Source organism: Sulfobacillus harzensis, from assembly GCF_012933365.1.
In the GTDB taxonomy this organism is placed as follows: domain Bacteria; phylum Bacillota; class Sulfobacillia; order Sulfobacillales; family Sulfobacillaceae; genus Sulfobacillus_B; species Sulfobacillus_B harzensis.
In genome coordinates this window covers 1-19,152 of record NZ_JABBVZ010000027.1, presented here as the reverse complement: position 1 = coordinate 19,152, position 19,152 = coordinate 1, and the positions used below count along the sequence as shown (strand labels likewise).

Annotated in this window: 18 protein-coding genes; 5 read left to right on the top strand and 13 right to left on the bottom strand. The window is 54.3% G+C overall.

Annotated features, from left to right (window positions below):
• The first annotated feature begins 1 nt into the window (after position 1).
• Genes HIJ39_RS09710 through HIJ39_RS09700 form a run of 3 tightly spaced genes read left to right on the top strand, consistent with a single transcriptional unit; the run spans position 2 to position 3,013 of the window.
• Positions 2–814 (top strand): glucose 1-dehydrogenase, encoded by an 813-nt coding sequence (locus tag HIJ39_RS09710; RefSeq protein ID WP_169099111.1) that lies wholly within the window; start codon positions 2–4, stop codon positions 812–814.
• Positions 795–1,994 (top strand): dipeptidase, encoded by a 1,200-nt coding sequence (locus HIJ39_RS09705; RefSeq protein WP_169099109.1) that lies wholly within the window; start codon positions 795–797, stop codon positions 1,992–1,994. The genes HIJ39_RS09710 and HIJ39_RS09705 overlap by 20 nt, the downstream gene beginning before the upstream one ends.
• Before the next feature lie 14 nt (positions 1,995–2,008).
• Positions 2,009–3,013: a ketopantoate reductase family protein gene (locus tag HIJ39_RS09700; RefSeq protein ID WP_169099107.1), complete on the top strand. Its 1,005-nt coding sequence runs from the start codon at positions 2,009–2,011 to the stop codon at positions 3,011–3,013.
• A gap of 1,087 nt (positions 3,014–4,100) precedes the next feature.
• Here the strand turns inward: HIJ39_RS09700 and HIJ39_RS09695 are convergent.
• The 4 genes from HIJ39_RS09695 to HIJ39_RS09680 form a co-directional block, all read right to left on the bottom strand.
• Entirely contained in the window at positions 4,101–4,520 is a 420-nt protein-coding gene (locus tag HIJ39_RS09695) for a PIN domain-containing protein (protein WP_169099105.1), read from the bottom strand.
• Positions 4,513–4,779, bottom strand: coding sequence for an AbrB/MazE/SpoVT family DNA-binding domain-containing protein (locus HIJ39_RS09690; RefSeq protein ID WP_169099103.1), 267 nt, complete (start codon positions 4,777–4,779; stop codon positions 4,513–4,515). Before HIJ39_RS09690 ends, HIJ39_RS09695 begins: the two co-directional genes overlap by 8 nt.
• A gap of 273 nt (positions 4,780–5,052) precedes the next feature.
• A complete protein-coding gene (locus tag HIJ39_RS09685; RefSeq protein WP_169099101.1) occupies positions 5,053–6,849 on the bottom strand; it encodes an amino acid--tRNA ligase-related protein in 1,797 nt (598 codons plus the stop codon).
• A complete protein-coding gene (locus HIJ39_RS09680) occupies positions 6,849–7,751 on the bottom strand; it encodes a phytanoyl-CoA dioxygenase family protein (protein WP_169099099.1) in 903 nt (300 codons plus the stop codon). Before HIJ39_RS09680 ends, HIJ39_RS09685 begins: the two co-directional genes overlap by 1 nt.
• A gap of 374 nt (positions 7,752–8,125) precedes the next feature.
• Between HIJ39_RS09680 and HIJ39_RS09675 the strand changes: the two genes are divergently transcribed.
• The gene (locus tag HIJ39_RS09675) at positions 8,126–8,494 is read left to right on the top strand and encodes a transposase (protein ID WP_338055136.1); all 369 of its coding nucleotides are present in this window, start codon (positions 8,126–8,128) and stop codon (positions 8,492–8,494) included.
• A gap of 132 nt (positions 8,495–8,626) precedes the next feature.
• Here HIJ39_RS09675 and HIJ39_RS09670 read toward each other — a convergent pair whose 3' ends face one another.
• The 7 genes from HIJ39_RS09670 to HIJ39_RS09640 form a co-directional block, all read right to left on the bottom strand.
• Positions 8,627–9,148: a GNAT family N-acetyltransferase gene (locus HIJ39_RS09670; protein WP_275107305.1), complete on the bottom strand. Its 522-nt coding sequence runs from the start codon at positions 9,146–9,148 to the stop codon at positions 8,627–8,629.
• A gap of 39 nt (positions 9,149–9,187) precedes the next feature.
• Positions 9,188–10,207: a S66 family peptidase gene (locus tag HIJ39_RS09665; protein ID WP_243239499.1), complete on the bottom strand. Its 1,020-nt coding sequence runs from the start codon at positions 10,205–10,207 to the stop codon at positions 9,188–9,190.
• A gap of 13 nt (positions 10,208–10,220) precedes the next feature.
• Positions 10,221–10,811, bottom strand: coding sequence for a leucyl/phenylalanyl-tRNA--protein transferase (gene aat, locus HIJ39_RS09660; protein ID WP_243239498.1), 591 nt, complete (start codon positions 10,809–10,811; stop codon positions 10,221–10,223).
• A 239-nt stretch (positions 10,812–11,050) separates the two neighbouring features.
• Positions 11,051–12,358 (bottom strand): MFS transporter, encoded by a 1,308-nt coding sequence (locus HIJ39_RS09655; RefSeq protein WP_169099094.1) that lies wholly within the window; start codon positions 12,356–12,358, stop codon positions 11,051–11,053.
• A gap of 18 nt (positions 12,359–12,376) precedes the next feature.
• Positions 12,377–13,549, bottom strand: coding sequence for a cytochrome P450 (locus HIJ39_RS09650; RefSeq protein WP_169099093.1), 1,173 nt, complete (start codon positions 13,547–13,549; stop codon positions 12,377–12,379).
• Positions 13,546–14,403: a class I SAM-dependent methyltransferase gene (locus HIJ39_RS09645; protein ID WP_169099092.1), complete on the bottom strand. Its 858-nt coding sequence runs from the start codon at positions 14,401–14,403 to the stop codon at positions 13,546–13,548. Before HIJ39_RS09645 ends, HIJ39_RS09650 begins: the two co-directional genes overlap by 4 nt.
• 26 nt (positions 14,404–14,429) lie before the next feature.
• The gene (locus tag HIJ39_RS09640) at positions 14,430–15,452 is read right to left on the bottom strand and encodes an asparagine synthetase A (protein WP_169099162.1); all 1,023 of its coding nucleotides are present in this window, start codon (positions 15,450–15,452) and stop codon (positions 14,430–14,432) included.
• 403 nt (positions 15,453–15,855) lie between these two features.
• Here HIJ39_RS09640 and HIJ39_RS09635 point away from each other — a divergent pair, with 403 nt between their 5' ends.
• Positions 15,856–17,025, top strand: a complete 1,170-nt coding sequence (locus tag HIJ39_RS09635; RefSeq protein WP_275107303.1) for a helix-turn-helix transcriptional regulator — start codon at positions 15,856–15,858, stop codon at positions 17,023–17,025.
• Positions 17,026–17,116: 91 nt separating this feature from the next.
• Here the strand turns inward: HIJ39_RS09635 and HIJ39_RS09630 are convergent, their stop codons facing one another.
• Positions 17,117–18,496, bottom strand: a complete 1,380-nt coding sequence (locus HIJ39_RS09630; RefSeq protein ID WP_169099089.1) for an ISL3 family transposase — start codon at positions 18,494–18,496, stop codon at positions 17,117–17,119.
• 132 nt (positions 18,497–18,628) lie between these two features.
• Entirely contained in the window at positions 18,629–18,976 is a 348-nt protein-coding gene (locus HIJ39_RS09625) for a hypothetical protein (protein WP_169099087.1), read from the bottom strand.
• Positions 18,977–19,152: the final 176 nt, after the last annotated feature.

The following is a 19,152-nucleotide window of genomic DNA, read 5'->3' as shown; positions in this document are numbered from 1 at the left end:
CGTGAATTGTCGAGACCAAGTCGTGCTGGTCACGGGAGCCGCTAGTGGCATCGGATTCGCGGTAGCGTCAGCATACGCTCGGGAGGGGGCCCGGGTGGCAATGGTCGACTTGCGGCGGGAAGCTGTCACCGAGGCTGCTCAGAGGATATTCGACCAGGATCTGGTGTACCCGGTGCAAGCGGACGTGAGATTAGTCGAGGAGATAGAGCGCGCCCTTGACGGCGTTGGGTCTCGGTTTGGGACACCGACCATCTTGGTTAATGCCGCAGGACTATATCCGAGCGATCCCGTCCTGGAGATGTCCGAGGTGGCATGGGACCGGGTGCTGGACACCAACCTGAAAGGGCCGTTTTTCACGAGTCAATCGTTTGCCAGACGGCTTATCCGTCAGAATGTCAAGGGCAACATCGTCAATATCACTTCCGGAGCCGCGAAACGCGCCCGCCCCGGTGCTGCCCACTATTCCGCGTCCAAAGCCGGGCTCGCTATGCTCACCCAAGCCTTGGCGATTGAACTCGCCCCGTTCGGCATCCGGGTCAATGCCGTCTCTCCGGGGTTTGTGGAGGTGCATAGCGCCGTGAACCAGCTTTCTACCCGCTACGTGGAGGCGATTCGAAGGACCATCCCTCTAGGCAGAGCAGGAGCTCCTGAGGATATCGCTCACGCGGTGTTATTTTTAACCGGGCCCGGGTCGGACTGGATCACCGGGACCGTTTTCCGTGTGGATGGAGGCTCAGCGGCGGGCACCACGGCTTTGCCCTTGAGCCGGGTGGATCAAGAGGAGGGGGGAGACAATGATCCGCAAGCGCTATGACGGCTATCGTGCGTATCAGTATCTTGAAGCTGGCCAGGATTACGAGATCTTCGAGCTGCCATCCGGTACCGACCGCGTGGCCTCTCGTCGGGTCGAGGTGACCCCGGAAGAGGAGGCACGCACCGAACGCATCTTGAGGGAGAATTTGGTCGTGTCGTTGCATGACCATCCCACGTTTATCCCGAAAGACGTGGCCCGTATCTATGAATACCGGCGTCAAGGCCGCGACGTCACGGCTTACCAGGAACTGAGCGAGTCGGGAATGGATGTGGTGTTCGACAACATGAACGACGGGAGCGCGCTCATTACCTCCAAGAATGGCTGGAAATGGGAGGACGTCCTCTATGACCTGGGCATGCGCCAGGCTGACCTCGCCCATCAGGACTTTATCGTGCCGGTTCGGCGTCTCGCGGACATAAACGCGTGCAAGGAGAACGGACATCTTGGTCTAGTCTTTTCGTTGGAAGCCGCGACGATGATTGAGAACGAGATTGACCGACTGGATATTCTTTATGGATTCGGGGTGCGGTCGATGGGCGTGGTATACAGTGAATCGAACGCGCTCGGCTCAGGCCTCAAGGAAGCCCGAGATGGCGGATTGACGGACTTGGGCCAAAAGGCAGTGCGCCGGATGAACCAGTTGGGCATTGCCATTGATGTATCGCATGCGGGGGATCAAACGTCGATCGACATTGCTCAAGTAAGCGAAGCCCCCATCTTTGTTACCCACGCGGGGGCGCGAGCGCTGTGGAACACCCCTAGAATGAAACCCGATGCGGTCATTCGAACCGTCGCGGAGCGGGGCGGCGTGATAGGCATTGAAGCGGCTCCGCATACCACGTTGACGGAGAAACACCGCATCCACTCCATCGACGGCGTCATGGAGCACTTTGAATATGTGGCCAATCTTGTCGGGATGGATCACGTAGGGTTTGGGCCGGACACGCTCTATGGCGATCATGTAGGGCTACACCATGCCTTCAGCAAGCAGTTGGGGGTTGCCGCGATTCACCGCGGATTGGAATTTCCACCCGTGGAATTTGTCGACGGGCTTGAAAATCCCACTGAGACGTTCCCGAACATCGTGCGTTGGCTGGTTTCACATGGCTATTCCGATGATGATATTGCAAAAGTGATTGGTGGCAATGCCCGTCGGGTCTTGGCACGGGTGTGGCGATGAAAGGAGTGCATGGTATGCGATCGCTGACGGTGGTGGGTGCTGGAGCCATTGGCGGGACCATTGCCGCTCACCTGGTGCGTGCGGGGTTTCCAGTTCGCGTGGTGGATGCCGACCGCGAACACGTCATGGCTATTCGTGAAGAGGGGCTTCGCGTTGAGGCCGCAGACGGGAATTGGCGGGTCGAGATGGCCGCCGACACCCCCGAAAGCTTCGATGGCGATCTCCACCAGGTGTTCCTGGCGGTGAAAGCGCCCCATACTCGAACGGCGATGGAGTGGCTTGCACCGCGGTTGGCTTCTGACGGATGGGTGATGTCGATCCAGAACGGACTAAATGAGAAAGAAATCGCCCAGGTTATAGGGGACGCTCGGACGGTTGGCTGTTTCATCAACTTCTTTGCCGATGTTCTTGAGCCTGGGCTTATTCATTATGGAGGGCCGGGGGCGTTCGTGATTGGGGAACTAGATGGGAGGACTTCAGACCGGCTCAAGATGATTGAAGGATGGCTTACCCCCTTTATCCCGCCCGTTGTAACCCCCAATATTTGGGGATATCTCTGGTCCAAAATGGCTTATGGGGCCGTGCTGTTTGCAACCGCGACGACCGATGAGACCATGGCCGACTGTGTAGACCATCCCCGCTACCGTCCTATGCTACGCCGTTTAGGGGTGGAGGTAGTCGGATTGGCTCAGTTGCAGGGTGTTCAGGTGATGCCGTTCGACGGATGGGATCCCAACGTCCTCCAGGATGTCAAAGCATCGGATGCCATGTTCGACCGAGTGTCCCGCATGATGCGAGCCAATACGAAAGTGCATAGCGGCGTCTGGCGGGATTTGGCCGTCCGCCACCGCAAAACCGAAGTAGATGCACAATATGGTCCAGTGTTAGAAGTCGCGGAACAGAACGGCTATGCCATGCCGATGCTTCGAACCTTGGTTAACTTAATTCACGATTTGGAGTCCCAGCGGATTACGCGTGGGCTTCAGAACCTTGAAATCCTGCTCGAAGCTGGCTCATAGTTTGCGGTGGCGCCAGGGCTGTTTGTGGCCGACAGAGAACTCTCGGGCGGGAATCCGGTCAGGCGACGTCACGGTCCACAGGTGCCTTTTCGCCACAGCCCGTCCAAGAGCTGTACCGACGCATTCGGGTGTTTCGCGCAAATACCGAACGGTTCTAGGGTGGCCATCTGATCTAACAAGACAATCCGACTTCTTCGGCTTTAACCGACGCCGGAACGTTGTTCACTCGTTAAAGTTCACTATGAGGTCACGGGCTTCTTCCAACGTTGCTCGTTAAAGACCGCCGTACGGATCGTCGCCTCCACTTGTTGGGGACTCTTCACTAAATGTAGGTGACTCTAAGCGCGAGGAAGAAGGTTGGCGAGGTTATGCGGTGGCTGAGTGACTGTCCGCCCGGCGCTCTTTCAACCGATCCCGCTGGACTGCGTTTGAAAGAATGTGGCACGAATGGCAGAGGGGCAGTCGGAGACCGGAGTCGTGCAGACTTTTAAGCGTACAAGTAGGGGTTCGTGTATCATTGGAACGAAAAATCAATAGCCAAGGCAAACGACTCCCTTAGCCCCCTAAAATCCTCCAAAACGTACGTCTTTGTTGGCCGCAGATTCCTACCACCAGACGTGGCCCATTGACCGCAAAGGGCTTGCGAGGCGATCAGCGGAAAGTCGTATCATGACCGGCTTTTAGGCCCTACGGCACTTTTCGGTCGATTACTACCCAAACCCCTACCATGGCGCACCCCGATGGCCATAGCTCACAAGCGGCCGCGCCGTTCCAACATCCTGCGAAGATCGCCGTACCCCGTCCACTCCTCTCGTAGACAGCGCCCCACTTCGGTAGGACCTGTCATGGGTGTATAGAGGACACCTCAGCGAAAAAGTGGACTTTTTTAGTGAATCATCCTTGTGAAATTTCTTCCGGGATGTCGCTTGAAAGATGAGGAGGCCAACCGGAAATTCGCCTGGCCTTACGAAATCCTGATTGCCGTTCGTGTGACGACTTCCCGCGATCGCGCACCCGTACCTAGCCTCCACCAATCGTGCATGAGTGTTGGCAATTCGAAGATGCCGATGGGGTTTGCCACTCTTGGCTATTCCGGGTCCACCGGCCAGGTGCTATCCGGCAGATCGTGCCGCGTGAAGTCCCGATGGTTGCGCGACCACACCGGCAATCCCGTGTCACGCGCACGATTCAGGAGCACCGCATCCGTCCAACTGAGCCGATCATCGGCTTCCCACGTTTCCAAGACGGCCAACCAAAACGGTCGCTCCTCGAGGTGGATGCCTGGCCACTGTAAGACCGATCGACAATAGAGGGCGACGTCCGCCCGCGTCATAGCCTTGACGTAACGCGGCAAGACGTACGTGAGCTCGTGCACCACGAGCGGGTCGAGTCGCAGGATTAAAGTCCCAGCCGCTGCCGCTCGCAAGAGTGCGCGGCAAGCCGGCGTATGCGCGTCATGGGCCTGGGCGTGCAAGAAGACGTTGGTGTCGACGTATCCCTCAATCATGGGGGGCTACCTCCTGATTCTGGTGGTGTGCCTCCATGTCATCCGCCATGGCCTCATGCCAGTCGTCATCGACGGGGGTGGTGATCGGGAATTGTGTAAAAAGATCATCGGGGCTCAAGGTGGGGATGATCTCGATGAGTAGACGTCGGGCATCGATGACCCGCACCATTAACGGCTGACCTTCTTCCAAATGCAATTGCTGCCGAATGTCGCGTGGTACGGTCAACATGCCGCGCCGTTGCAATCGTACAATAGCCACGGAATCTTTCCTCCTGTTCCGTCATCACGACGCTTTACGATCAGTATACCACGGCGACCGCTTTGACTCTCGTATGATCGGGTATCCGGATTTCTTGATTGATCCGTGGCTATTCGGGTCTGGCCATGTGGAAACACTTTGTGTTGATCATGAAATCGACATTGTATTTGCTTAACTGCCCGCCATGAACAAGCTGTCGAGTGATACCCAACAGCGCTTGAGAGGACAGGGTCTTATTACCAATTGGGAGCGTTCGTGGCGAAGTTGGTACATTCATCCGCCGCGCCAACTGCCGCCCGTTAATCGATTCATGGAATAAGCATGGTCCAGCGAACAATCGTTGATATGTGATTCACCTGTTAACGCTTTGACTAGTTTCGATATTCCAAGACCGACTCCGGCCAAAGGGGGCATTCCGGAAGCCAGAATTGACAGGAAGGCCCGGTAATCGCGCTTTACAAGGTACGGATCTTCCCGAAACTGTTCGTTCAGGTTGGCCTGCACCACGCGATAGTCCGTCTCTTCCTGGCAAACGTCGGCGATAAACGAGCCATTAAAGGCAATCCAATAACGACGATAGAACTGCCCATCCGACTTTACCAAAGGAGAAATGCCTACGGGGAGGTGGTCGATGATCACTAGGCCAGAAGTTTGCGGAATATACAATTTTTCAATGACCTTATAAGCTGCACGTAAAACCGAGCTTGGGTTAACATCGAGGCCCGCTAGGCTCGTCACGCCTTTCTTCCCTGTCTCGGTCGTCATATCGAATCCCCACGTGTCCGAAATGGCCTCATATGCTCCGATTCTGGTCGTTGGTGCCATTGGTGACAGTTGGAGAATTACTCGACAAACGATGTCCCGAAGCTCTTCGGCCATCATGAAGATTCCATATGCCTCAAACATCAAAAATTCAGGTGCATAATCTGCACTTGAACCTTCATTGCGAAACATCGGTCCGATTTCATAGGCTTTGCTGATACCAGATGATACAACGGATTTAAGAGCTAATTCAGCCGTGACCCGGAGATAGTGGACTTTCTGGTTATGCCACATCTTGGTTTGAAATGGACGACTCTTGCCGCCAAAGTATCCGCGTGTCAATACCGGAGTCATGGTCTCGATAAAGCCCGCGGCCCCAAAGGTCTTCCTAAAGGTGCTCAGCACTTTGTCTTGCACCAAAATATTGTGGGGCGTAGGTAAACGTAAGGGAACCTTATCCATGTCGATCTGCGAGGGAATGTGTTCGAGCAACTGGGACCGTTCTCCAGTCACGCGAAACCGAACCCAATCGCGCCGCGACAAGCGGATCGGTTCACCCGATGGAGAGGCCATTTCAGAACGAGGAATTTTTGCTTGCCGCGTTGTACCGTCGAGTTCAACGTCGACGAACACGAAGTGTGCATGTTTTCGAATGCCCGAAGTTCTTCCCTCAATCGTTGCGGCCGGGGCCACCGCGACAGCTCTGGAAAAAGAACTGCGTGAGCGTGTCATCGGTACGTCGGTCTTAATCCAAGAAGGCCGTCCGTGAAACAAATCCTTTAGAAAATGCAAGATGGGCACATCCAACGTTTCGAGGAAGTACATCCCCATTTTCTTCTGAAAATCATTGCCACCATCTAACAACCGACGTGATAAGAAATATCCCAGTAGCGTTTGGTCCCAAGACAATAAAGATAGCACCTTTTGGGCTGCCTTTAGAGCATCCGAATTACCACTGCCGTATCGTGCGAGAATCAAAACAACGAGATTCGCCAAATCCTCTTCGGGCCAACCGTACGCGTTGCCTATCAATGCCACCTGCCCGGCTTGAAGAAACAACTCCATAATCGAAAAACCCAAGATCTGTGTCCTTGGTGTCTTCCGCAGTTTATTGTATAGAACACTAAAATTCTGAAGAAATGTCTCCCCATGACGTTGGCCGTGTTTATTCAATGACATCGCACATTCGACGATCTGGCGTAATATTTCGGCGTCTGACTCCTCTGCGTGTCTCGCCTCCACTTGGCGAGTTTGGAGTACCGTGCAAAGCTCGCCGATCCGTTCGTCGAACTCGCGAGTTGCGTTCATTATTGTTGGGACCTCCCCTCGTCGCTGTTGTGGACTGCCCTCGCAAGTCGAACGCCGGCCTGGTGGCTAAGAATCTCCTGGAATGCCTGTTCTGCTTCGTATTGCTCTTGTGGGGAGAGCGGGTGTGCTTCGTCCCATTGGATGAGTTTCAAGAAGAGATCGCGAGTGGGCACCGGCATTCTATCGAGATGGGCGGGGTCGCTCATCCATGGCCGCGAGGCATGGCCACCGAATGGTTCATTGGCTGGCTGCAAATTGATGTGTAGAGTCATGCGCGGGGTCCTTGTGGAGCACGTTCCGCGATGTAACACCCATGCATTGGTGAACAAAACATCTCCTGGCTCGCAAGCCACTTCAATTTGGCCCGTTAGCGTCGAAGCGTTATCTTTCCGTTGAACGGCGTTCGCTTCCTCGGGAGTCAAGGGGCGTTTATGGGAGCCGGGAATGAGAATAAAGGAGCGGTCTTCGTACAAGGGTACATTAAATTGGACATGATTCGGCTTGCCCGACGGTTCAAATACGTCCATATCATAACCATCTCGATGCCAATACAGTTCGTAATTGAAGAATTGTGGAGACCAAAGGAGTGATCCGGCCCAAAATCGTAGCTCTTTAGTGTTTAAAAGCTCCTGGATGATTTGCAACAACCCCGATTGGGAGAGCAACTGTCCATATTCAGGTTCATAGAGTGGTGGTGCAAATAGGTCATGTACTCCCCATGTGTCGACCATTCCCTCGGTGCGATGGGTGTACCGCGTCATGAAGTTCCCCGGTTGCGCCAAAACCTTCCGCTTCGTACGAGCAGCTGCATTGCGAAGCCGCGCCACTACGTCAGCATGGAAGTAGTTTTTGAAAATCACGTATCCCTCGTTCTCGAGGGCTCGAACGGGACTCTGGTTCATTTTTCTGATTCCTCCCTCGTTTAGCCAGTTAGCCCAAGACACATGTCTTGGGGATTGCCGCTTAGTGGCAAGCGGCTATTTCCATCTGGCAAGATTTCGGTTGCCAGATCGGGTTTCGTCGACGAGATCTGTGTTGGAACGCTGCACGTCCGACACGTTGGCGGAGACCCCCTGGCCCACCGCGGCGTAAATCGCGGCGGTGGGCCGCCATCGGTTGAAAGCGCCGGAGAACCTTGCTCAGACGCTGTAACGCTTGGCTCATCGCGCCTTCCGGTTGCACTCGAAAGAGCGGGACGCCCGACAGCAAAGTTTGGTGCTGCACCTGGATATCATCCGGGCCTTCCAGCAGACTCTGACCACCGTGCCTGGCATTGGTGCGGGCCTACGGCGCGGACCTGCTGGCCGAAATTGGCCCCGTGCAACGGTTCTCCTCGGAAAATTCCTTGGCTAAATATGCCAGACTCACGTGGCGTCCCCATCAATCGGGGAACTTTGATGCCGACATCCGACCGCCGACGCGGTCGGGCAACGTCTACTTGCGGTATTACTTCGTCGAAGCGGCCGAGAGAGTCCGTGTGCGGGACCCGCACTTCAAAGCCTTTTACGCGAAGAAGTACCGGGAGGCCCGGCACCACGCGCATAAGCGGGCGCTGGTCTTGACGGCACGCAAGTTGGTCGGCGTGGTCTACGGGATGCTGACCCGAGGCCAAATCTACGACGAAAGGAAGTTGATGCCGCACTAAGGGGACCGACAACCGGTGTACCATTATCTACCACCTCTTTTCTAGACGGTCTATTTCAACCTGGCTTTCGCCAAGTGCCCCGGGAACAAACAGGATCTCGACACTTAACCGCAGGACTCCTTACACCTCTCCTTACACCTCTTGCGAGGGGAGCCATTCACTGGCTAACATGGAAAACACGTAGCTGTCCACGAAGTGGTCGTACAGCCATTCGTCATGGCGAATGATGCCGTCTTCGTGAAATCCAAGACGGCGCGGAATGGCGGAACTCTTGGTGTTACCGGTGGCCACTCTGACTTCCATTTTGTTGAGTCCGTAGTGTTGAAACCCGATATCAATGACCGCTTTGACAGCCTGCGTCATAATGCCACGGCCTTGAAACGTATCGCCAAGCCAATACCCCACGACTCCCGCGCGGTTGGACCAATCGATGGTATTGATTCCGACACATCCAACCATCGCATCTTTCCACCAGATGCCCGATTGAAAGCCTTCGTTTGCCGCAAATTGCTCCAGAGCACCACGAATAAACGCTTCGGTTCGCGATGGGGACTGCACGTCATCTACCCAAGGCAACCACCTTCTGAGATGGGACCGTGACCCGACGGTTAACGAGTATACGGCGTCAACGTCTCGCATCGTCAAAAGACGCAAATAGATCTCTGAGCTAACTTTGTAAGAGAACAAGTCTTGTCACCCTTCCTTGATTCCATTCCAAGTAGCGGACTCTACACTTTGCAACATACTCCCCCGGGGGCCTCCCACCGATAACTGAACACGGGTTCCGATAGGCAATGGGCAGAACGGGTCCGAATGGCCGAAATCCAAATTGCCAAGAGCAGGAATGTCGTAAGCAGCGGCCAGTGCACGGACGCGATCCCAAAGCTCATTGCGGTCTGCGGCGGAATACCGGGCGGGACGACCGACCAATAAGCCCTGGATTTGGGCGAACCCCTTTGCGTGATTAAGTTTTTCCAAAGAAGCCTCGACACTGGGGATCGACGGACTTTCATCCGAGAGTTCAACAGCCAAAATTGTGCCCGCAAAGTCTGGGCAATGAGCATCATCCAGAATGTCGTGGGCGATTGTTTCCAAGCATCCGGCTAATATTCGACCTTCCGCTTGGCCGGGGCGCAAGTCCACCCACTTGCCATTATCATATTGATGTCGAGGCCGCTTCAAATCGTCCTTCGTGTCGAAGTTGAGAAACTCGTCGGTCCATGTATCTGCAGGCTGAAAATGGATCGGTCCGCTTGCAAACCAAAATGTCCGAAGCCAAAAGTCGGTGAACGTAAGCGGCTTCGGATACTCTGCCAAGTTGGTCAACAAGGCGGGGCCATAGAGCGTGATCATTCGGGTGTGCTTCCATATGGCCCAGAGCAGCGTAGTTGCGTCGGAATACCCTTGGAATATTTTTGGGTGATCAGCGATGAGGTTGAAATCCAGATGCGGCAATACCTCACGTGAATAATTTCCGCCTATCGCCGCAATGATGGCGCTGACAGAATCATCTTCGAAAGCTTCCATGATATCTGCCGCCCTGTGTTGCGCAGGCGCCGATACTAACCCATGGTTTTCCTGGGAGTGGGGCATAAACTTTACACGTAGACCAAGGGACTCCAGGTATTGACGCCCCCGTTCAGTCCGATGGGGCCAACGGGCCACGCCGGGTGCTGATGGGGAAACTACCGCGACGGTATCGCCTGTTTTCAACGTCCTTGGAAGCCTAATCTCTTTGTCCAATGGGGCTGTCCTCCGCTCGTTCTGGATTCATCAGATAGGTTGCCAGCCGATTGACCGGCAATCGGCTGGCGTCCAACGTTACCATCGTAGTCCTTGAATCCTCCAACCGCTTTACGAAATGCTGTCGACTGATATTAACGGCACCCATTGAGCATAGATGCTCATTCGGCATCTGAGTGTCGATCAGCATCCCTCCCTGTGAAAAGAACCGCTCGCCAAAGTCGACCATTGCGACCTTGGAGGCATCGGTTCGCAAGGAGAACATGGACTCGCCCGTGAACACGGCGCCAGTCACCACACCGTACATACCACCAACGAGCTTGTTTCCTTCCCAAACTTCGATGCTGTGGGCTCGACCCCGAACTTGTAACTCGCGATACGCTGCCCCCATTTCTGGCGTAATCCAACTCAAGGGATTTCCTCGGCGACACAAGTCCACGACTTCATCAAAAGCTTCGTCGAGTGTGGTAGTCCATTTACTCTGGCGAATCCGTTTGCGAAGGGACCTCGAGATGTGAAGGGTATGCTGGAAAATGACGGACCGCGGGTCGGGATTCCACCAGGGGAGTCTCATTCTCTTCTGGTCCATGTCTAGGCGTTTGATCATTCCCGATTCGACAAGGTGTCCATAGCGGTCTTCGAGCTCCACATATATATCTGGGTCCCCGGGTGGCCAAGGAAAGAATCCCCATTGATAGGCTGCTGCCAGGGTCTCAGCCGATAAGATCCCTCCGACGGCGGCCGGACTATCTTTCTCAAGGTCGTTCTCTCTGTAGAGTTGTTCCCATGTTAAGTAGCTTGGCTTCCTTGCATTCAATCCACTCGCCTCCCCTCTGTGCTAGCAACCACTGGCCCGCTTGCTTCTACGGGGACGTGTCGGAACTCCTGTGGAACAATTCGGTTCATTAGGAGGGACAATGTGCCAGCGACTAAACAAAGGACGCTGGCGAATGGCCACAGAGCGCCGGGCGACAACTTCATGAAAAATCCGGTCATCGTTGGGGCTAAAACCAAACCGAGTTGCCATGACGACGTGACTACGGACATGTATTGACCAGCCCGCGCTGGAGGCGACAAGTCCGCAACCAGAGGCTCATACGTCACCCCTTCGATGGCTTCTCCAATACTAAACAAGAAGGCCACCAAGACAACGATGCCAAGAACAAAGCTACGGCCCTCCGGAAAGACCGCACTCGCGTCGAGGAGAAGCCATGCCGCAGCCCAAATGACACTGGCAATGAACAGGGCGCCCATACGGTTGCGCCCTTGCAAGGCTTTCGCTAAAGGCACTTGGATGAGCAATCCGGCAAAGGCATTTACAAAAAAAGGCCAGCCTAGCGAAGACGCGCCCAAGGAGGTTCGATTAAATGCAAACAAGGTGAGGGCCGTTTCAAATAGAGCGTAGCCTCCCAGAACGAGTAAAAAGCGAATCGCAGCAAGGCCGATCAAAGTACGGTCTCTGTAAATCGCGGATCTTTGTTGCTCCGACTCTTCCGGTTCCATCTCCGCGGCGCCATCGTCCGACGCCTGTGGGATCACGTGACCATATGATAGGATAAATAACAGCAGAAAAAGAAGAAAAGATGCGGCATCTACCTCGAAAATTAGAGTGTACCGGTATGGAAGCGCCGACAACATGACGGCGCCGCCGGCCAGTCCACCGAGTCCGATTCCCGCGTTGGCCCCCACCCGGTCAAAGACGAATAAATGCGAACGTTGGGCATCCTCCGCAAGGCCCTGCATAATGGCAAGTTGAACCGGCCAAAATCCGCCATTGCCAGCTCCCGCTAGAATGAGGACCAGAAACACTTGCCAGTCTCTTGTTACGAGGGCCAACAAACCATAGCCGAATGCCTGAAGCAACAACGATATGCCAAACATCAATTTGTAACCCACAATATCAGCGGCTTTACCAAAAATCGGCCCGACCACCAATCCCGCTATTGCCATGATTGACATCGCGGCGCCTGCCACTTCGTATGGCAGATGAAGAGCATTGTGTATGTACACAAACAGAAACGGGAACACGATGCCGTTTCCGAATGCGTTCAATGCGCCTCCGATGATAATGATGCGAGCCGGGATAGAAAAACCGCGAAAGGTAGTAAAATAACTGCCCACATCCAACCTCCGAACGAGCTACTTTGCCTCCATACTGACCATCAACTCTTCAGCGTTCCGCATACCGAACAATTGCCGAAACCTTACCGGTTCGTGTAGCTCGATCTTTCTAACGCGCCTTGTGAGGGTTCCAATCGCCACGCTCGCGATAGAACGCGTCATTCCTGCCCCCAGGCAAAAGTGAGCGCCAATACCGAAGGAAAGGTGTGGATTGGGTCGTCTTTCAACGTCCAACGCATGCGGGTGTTCGAAGGTAGCAGGATCCCGATTGCCGGCGCCCAGCATTAGCCCAATACGATCGCCTGGGTGCAGAGCGACGCCGCCGAGCGTCATCTCCGCAGTACTTGTCCGAGTAACCAACAAGAAGGGGGTATCATACCGTAGAAACTCCTCAACAGCGCCATCAATGGCGTCCGGATTGCTTTGCAGCCGGGACCATTGAGCAGGGTGCTGCACCAACGCCAGGACTGCGTTGCTAACCAAGTGGGGAACGGCTCCAAGCATGCCTGTAACGATCTGCCCAAATAGTGCTCCGGCCTCGACTTCCGAAATTTCGCCCTGAGACCATGCCTGGTTTATTGTGCTCAGGATGGTCCCTTTTGGAAAGGAGGCTTTGGACGTCAGTACCTTGTCTTTCACGATCTTTGTCATAGCGTTTAAAGCTTTCAGGGACACCGCAAGCTGTTCTGGCGAAAAATCGACATTTATGAAGTCTAGTAAATCGTCCGCCCATTCGCGTGCATTCGCGACCTCTTGGCCATCCAACGTCAAAATCATCGCCAAGGCGCATTCGGCCATGGGGATCGCGTATTGAGAAAGTAGATCAAACGGACCGTTTTCCAAAAGCAAACGGTCAACGAGCGTATTGGCTCTGTCGGACAGAGTACGTTCAAACGACGGATATCTCTTCGAGGAGAAGGCTGGCCCAATGAGCTTGCGTAAAACGTTGTGCTTCGGGGGATCAGTAAATAGCAGCCAACTCTCAAAGTGTTGCCGCAACGTCGGGGCAACCTCACCCATAAAACTCATGTCCGCGCGGGCTGCAAATTTTGGGTTGAGCAATACTTCGTTAATCAGCTCGTGGCTTAACACCAACCAGCCTTCTTCGGCATGGTCCCAGTAAACTGGACATTTATTGCGGGCTTCATCATACCAAGAATATGGGTTCCTCAGGTCGCGTTCGATGCTCATGAACGACCTCCGTCGACTACCTTCGCAGCAACTACAAACAAGTTGTTACCTCGGGCTGCTGCGTCTGGCTCAGTAGCCACAGACTTCTCCAAATCGAAAATTCTACGAAACATCACGGGATCGCGCAACAATTCTTGATTATGGATACTGGAGCCCTCGATCCTCGTTTCTTCGTATCCCGGATAAACAAGCGAAGGAAACCCAGATAGCCATTCGCAATGAAGCCCGCATGATTGCAGCGCATTCCGGAGAGAGCTCGGAGAATACAGGTTCAGCGATGGCATGTCGTCAACAAATTTGCCTAACCAATGGTTTATCGCATCCTCGGCCCGTTCAATATTCGCTTGGAAGATATTAAAAAACGCTGCATGATACCGATTGGGCACGAATAGAACAACGAGCCCGCCCGGCTTCGATAACGACGCGAGCTGGGGCATTACCTGTTCGGGATTCACGAACCCCATTACATTGTGGAACGAAATGATTAAATCGAATGTGCTGGCTTTCAAATGGTGCTGAACTTGCTCTAAGTCCCCATGCGCAATTGTCAAACGCTCCTCGTAGTGGTTGCGGCGCGCCTTTTCTTGGGCGTGCTTGGTCATGTCTGGGGATATATCGAATATCACGGCCTGTGCTTTAGGGAAGGCGGACAAGACCCGATCGGTCCACCGACCCGTGCCGCCTCCCGCGTCGAGCATTACAAAGTCATCCGGCAATTTAGGGAACACATGGTGCACAAGCGCGTCCCACAGCAATGAGTCGGACAGTACCCAGTACCATTGCTGGTCGACCAAATCATATCTATCGGCCTTTTCTTTAAAATATCCAAGGACCTCTTCCCGTGACGTTGACATGCATAACCTCCTACCATTGTTTCCTGTTAAGGATTTATTTGTTGTCCGTTGACGCGGAGCAACAAGGGAATATCTCGGATGTCGTCGTGTTGGAGCACCCACAGTAGGAACCGTTCGACTCCCATCCCGAACCCGGCCGTCCTTAAGGGATAAAGCTCTTTCATCATGAGGTACCATTCGTAGTCGACCTCACTTACACTGTGCACTTCCAGAGCGTGACGTGCATCTTTGATGCTTGCGTGACGTTCACCAGCACCCAATATCTCTCCGATTCCCATTAGAAGGTCGGCATTCCGAGCTGTGCGCAAGTCATCGCCGTCGAATGCCTGGTAGAAAGGCACAGAAAGATGATCCATTTTCGTTAACCACACGGGGCTCCCCAAAGTCTGCATGAGTCGTTGCTCACCCTTGCGGCTAATAATTCGACCACCGACGGCATTGATGGTTATCCACTCGGGATTGTCACCAAGCAACTCAATAGCTTCGCTGAAGCTAATCCGAGGAAAGGATAACGTTTGAACGACTTTCTTTAAGTGCTCGATTGTTCCCGCGGCATCCATCACTAATGTATCGTGGCGTTCCAGTATCCGTGAAGCAAGGAACCGGATGTAATCCTCCGCCGCTTCCATAACATCGTCCAACGTACCAACCAATTCCACCTCACTGTGAAAGAACTGTGCCAGATGACTACTATCCACGTCCTCTCCGCGAAAGGACGGCATTAGGTAAAAACACCCTTCGGGGCTGAGCCGGCATCCATATTCCAATAAGAACTGCATGGAATCCGCCAAGTAAGTGTGAACCCCGAATATCGAAACCGGAACAGGAATAGAATCGCTTCCAACCGCATTAGGACTTGAAACAGACCCCGTTGTTATTGGCAAGCACAGGAGCTGCGCCCCGCGTTGGATCCAAAACTCTGTGGTCGCTACACTAACCGTGCTTTGTATGTGCATTACGGTTTTGTACCACGGCTCGTGCAAAACGGTTAAAAAGTGGCTATTGGGAGTGGACCATGATTTTGGCGGGGAAACCTTTGGCCCTCCCATTGTTTGATCAATTCGCACGAAATGCTTCACCTCCATGATATTCCGCATAGGGTATGTGATTTGAGAACCAGGCCATCGCAACGAAGTTTAGGGTGATTAGCGCTTATATATGACGACGTGTTACGTAGGGTAGTCCCAGGGGTGGTACGCATCTGAAATTCTGTTGGCCTGTTAGCTCACGCCCGGATTCGTCACGTCACTCGGACTGGTGACTTGGCTTGTCGCCAAAGTGTGATGCCGGGCAGACGTTGTTAATGAAAGGCCAACAACCAGAATCATCATAGTCATTGAAAGCACCGCAAGGACACGACGCATTTTGGCCAACTCCTTAATGATTGTCTAATTGCATTGTGCACAATTTTCGGGACAAACTTCCGTGAGGTGTACTAACATTTGTTAGTAACTGGGGGGTGTTGTTGTTACGCAAACTCTAGGAGAACGAATAAAAAAATTCAGGATCAGCCGGAACATGACCCAGGCCGACCTGGCGAAAGGACTGTTCGACCGGTCTTACATCAGCCAAATTGAATCCGGTGTGGTTGTACCTCCTTTATCCACTCTCAAAGTCTTAAGCGAGCGACTTCACGTGCCGCTGGGGGAGATCGTCGACGCCGATCATTCGGAAAAGGCTGCACTGGTTAGACACGGGCACAAACTGCGGAGTGAAGGTAAGAAGGCCGGGGGACCAGATCAGCTTTATTTGGCATGGGAGCTATTTATGGAAGGGCAAGCCGCGAACAGCGATCTGCTTGGCGCGGCGCGAGATTTTCTGAGCATAGAGACAGGGACGGAACGGGCACTGTACGTTCTTCAGCGGTCCGCCCTCAGGCTTATCCAATCTGAAAATATCGGGACGGACGACCTTACATTGCTCATACAACTGGGCAATGCGTATTTTACTCTGTCTCGCTTTCTGGATGCTTTGGCCGTGTACGAAACCGTGCTCGAATTCAACCCCGAACCCGCCACAAGGCTCCGAGCCCTCGGAAACATGGGATCGACATTGTATTTGCTTAATCGCCACGAACAAGCATTCGAACTCTACACAACAGCACTTGAGCTTGCGGAGCAAACGAATAATGTGGAAATGATGGCTCGTTGCCACCACGGCCTGGGCATCGTGGCTCGTGCGTTGGGAGACCTCGAAAGAGCACATCATCACACTGTGATCAGTGCGATGTTCTATCAAGGGATTGACGAAATGCGGGGGTTTGGTGCGAAACAAAACCTGGGCGTCATTCTCCGTGAGCAAGAGAAATACAGCGTAGCCGAGCCCTACCTTAACGAATGTCTGGAAGCTTACCGAAGCCGTGGGCATTTTGCGCTGGCTGCAAGTGTCTTGGAGGAGTTGGCTCGTTTGCAGCTTGCGCGTGGCCTCGCGCAAGAGGCTCTATCTCTGTGCCACGATGGCATTGATTATATCTTTCGAACGGACGACGTCAAACAACTAGTCCGGCTACTATACTTGAAAGCTACTATTCTATGTGTCCTCGAAAACTCCCAGGAGGCAGGTAAGAGTGAGCGAATGGCGGAATTTCTAGCGAAGGCTCTACGAATCACCGTAGTCAAATAAAGGACCATGTCGCCGAGTCTAGCCGTGCCTTGGCCGGAAGACCGTGTACCCGTGGCACGGCTAGAGGTGGTCCCTCCAACAGGTCGATTCGTTATCGCTTTATTGTCTGGTCTCCCCGGACGGTGCTAATTCCCTCTTGGATGCGAGCCTCCACATGGTCTAGCTTGACCCCGTAGTCCATGGCGTCATCTTCCTGTAGAACCATAGTGGTGGGCATCGGCCTAAGGAAGGAGCCTCCGTAGGCGGTAGGTGGCTTGTCCGCTAGGGGGCGTTCTCGGGGCACTTTGGCTCGTCGATAGGTGGCTTTGTCGGCGCCTTCCGACCACAAGAGCTTCGCCCGCAGCGCGGCGAAGCTGTACCCGCGCCCGATCCGATCCGTCGCGCGGATTAAACTATTGAGGCTTTCGGTATAGGCGTTGGTAATCGGATGGTCGAAATACGCTAGGATTTCTCGTTCCCAGTGATGCCACGCCGTGGTGAGTTCCGTGAACGCGGTCGCCATGTCGCCGGCGAGCCCAGCCTCCCAGATCCTAAACTGACGGTGAGCCTCTTCGTGGCTCCGGCATTCGAAGAGGCGGAAAAAGTCTTCTTTTCGACGGTGCACTTCCCCGAGGTCCGGGAAGTTTTTGGTCCACGTGGACAGCAGCAGTTGCTCCCGGTCGGCCAGGTCGGCTTCCCGCTTCAAGAGGACAAAACGGTCGTGCATGAGTCCGCGGCGCTGAGCCGGCGTGAGCGACTGCCGGAGGTGCTTGCGGACCCGTTCGACCGCGGCATTGGCCATCTTGAGCACGTGGAACTTGTCAATGACAATGATAGCTTGGGGCAAGACCGCCTCCACGGCTTCCTTGTACGGCCGCCACATATCCATGGCTACCAGTTGAATCTGCGAGCGATTCGGGAGCCGCCCTAAGTAGCGCGCGACTGTGTCCTTGCGGCGGTCCACGAGGATGTCGACGAGCGTGCGTTCCCGCACATTCGTGACCACACCGCGCGCTTTGGTCAGGTGAATTTCATCCAGTCCGAGCCATGTCGGGGTTTCCACGTGTCGGTGAGCTTCCCATTGGGCCACATAATCGCTGAACACATCGCGCACCGTGGCCTCGTCAACGCCCACCTCCTCTGCGACATGAACAAAGGGCCGCCGCATCGCTTGGGGCCCCATCCAGGCGACGAGACGTTGTGTCATCGGCCGCTTGCCATCCACAGCGGGCAAGGCCTCATAAAACGTGCGATGACAGGATTTGCAGCGAAACCGGCGGGTGCGGAGATACAGTCGAACCCGTTTCCCATGCATCGGGAGATCCCGAATCCACTGTTCGCGATGGCCAAAGCCGACGAACCCCGCATGGGCACAATGGGGACAGGCAGCCGGCCGTTCCGGAATTTCGGCCGCAACGTGGTAGGCATCATCGGTTTCCTCAAAAGCGGTAATGGTGTATCGAGGGAGGTTCAAGAAGTTGGGGATCTCCACGATGTCATCCTTTCCGTCTGCCGCGATCTGTTGACCGGCTTAGAACAGGGTATCGTGTGAACGCCACCCAAATCAAATCTTAGATTCCGCGGGTCACCACGAGAAAACGCAGGGATTTAGCCGACGGGTTGTTTAGCCGGATCCGGGCCGTTGGAACCGGTGCTCGATGGGAACCTGGAGCATGTCTAAGATCCGCCGCGCGTGGGGTTGCACATGCGTCCACTGGTACCAGGTAATGGAGCCGTGGGACCGCTGTTCGATCCACAAGGTTCGAAGGGTATCCAAAATGACCCGTTCCGAGGGCTGCACGATGTGGCGCCCGTCGGGCAGGTCCACGGGCGGCTGGTCAACCATCGCGTGCCGAACCACCGCCCGCATGAAGCGGGCGAACTGAAGTGCGAGCAAGAGAACATACCCCAGCCCGACTACCCGCTCCGGCTTTTCGAGAAAGAAGGCGGTGAGATGGACCGGAGCCTTCATCCAGCGGAATCCGTGTCAAATCAATCATAGAATCCGATTTTGCCTCGAATTGTCATGTGCGGTCGAATCCCGCAAATCAATCACAGAATCCGAATACCCTCCTAATCTAGATAAAGAACTGCTGGCTCGGTCGTTGGAATTAGCTGAAGTATTGAAGACAAATGGTATGAGGCCAC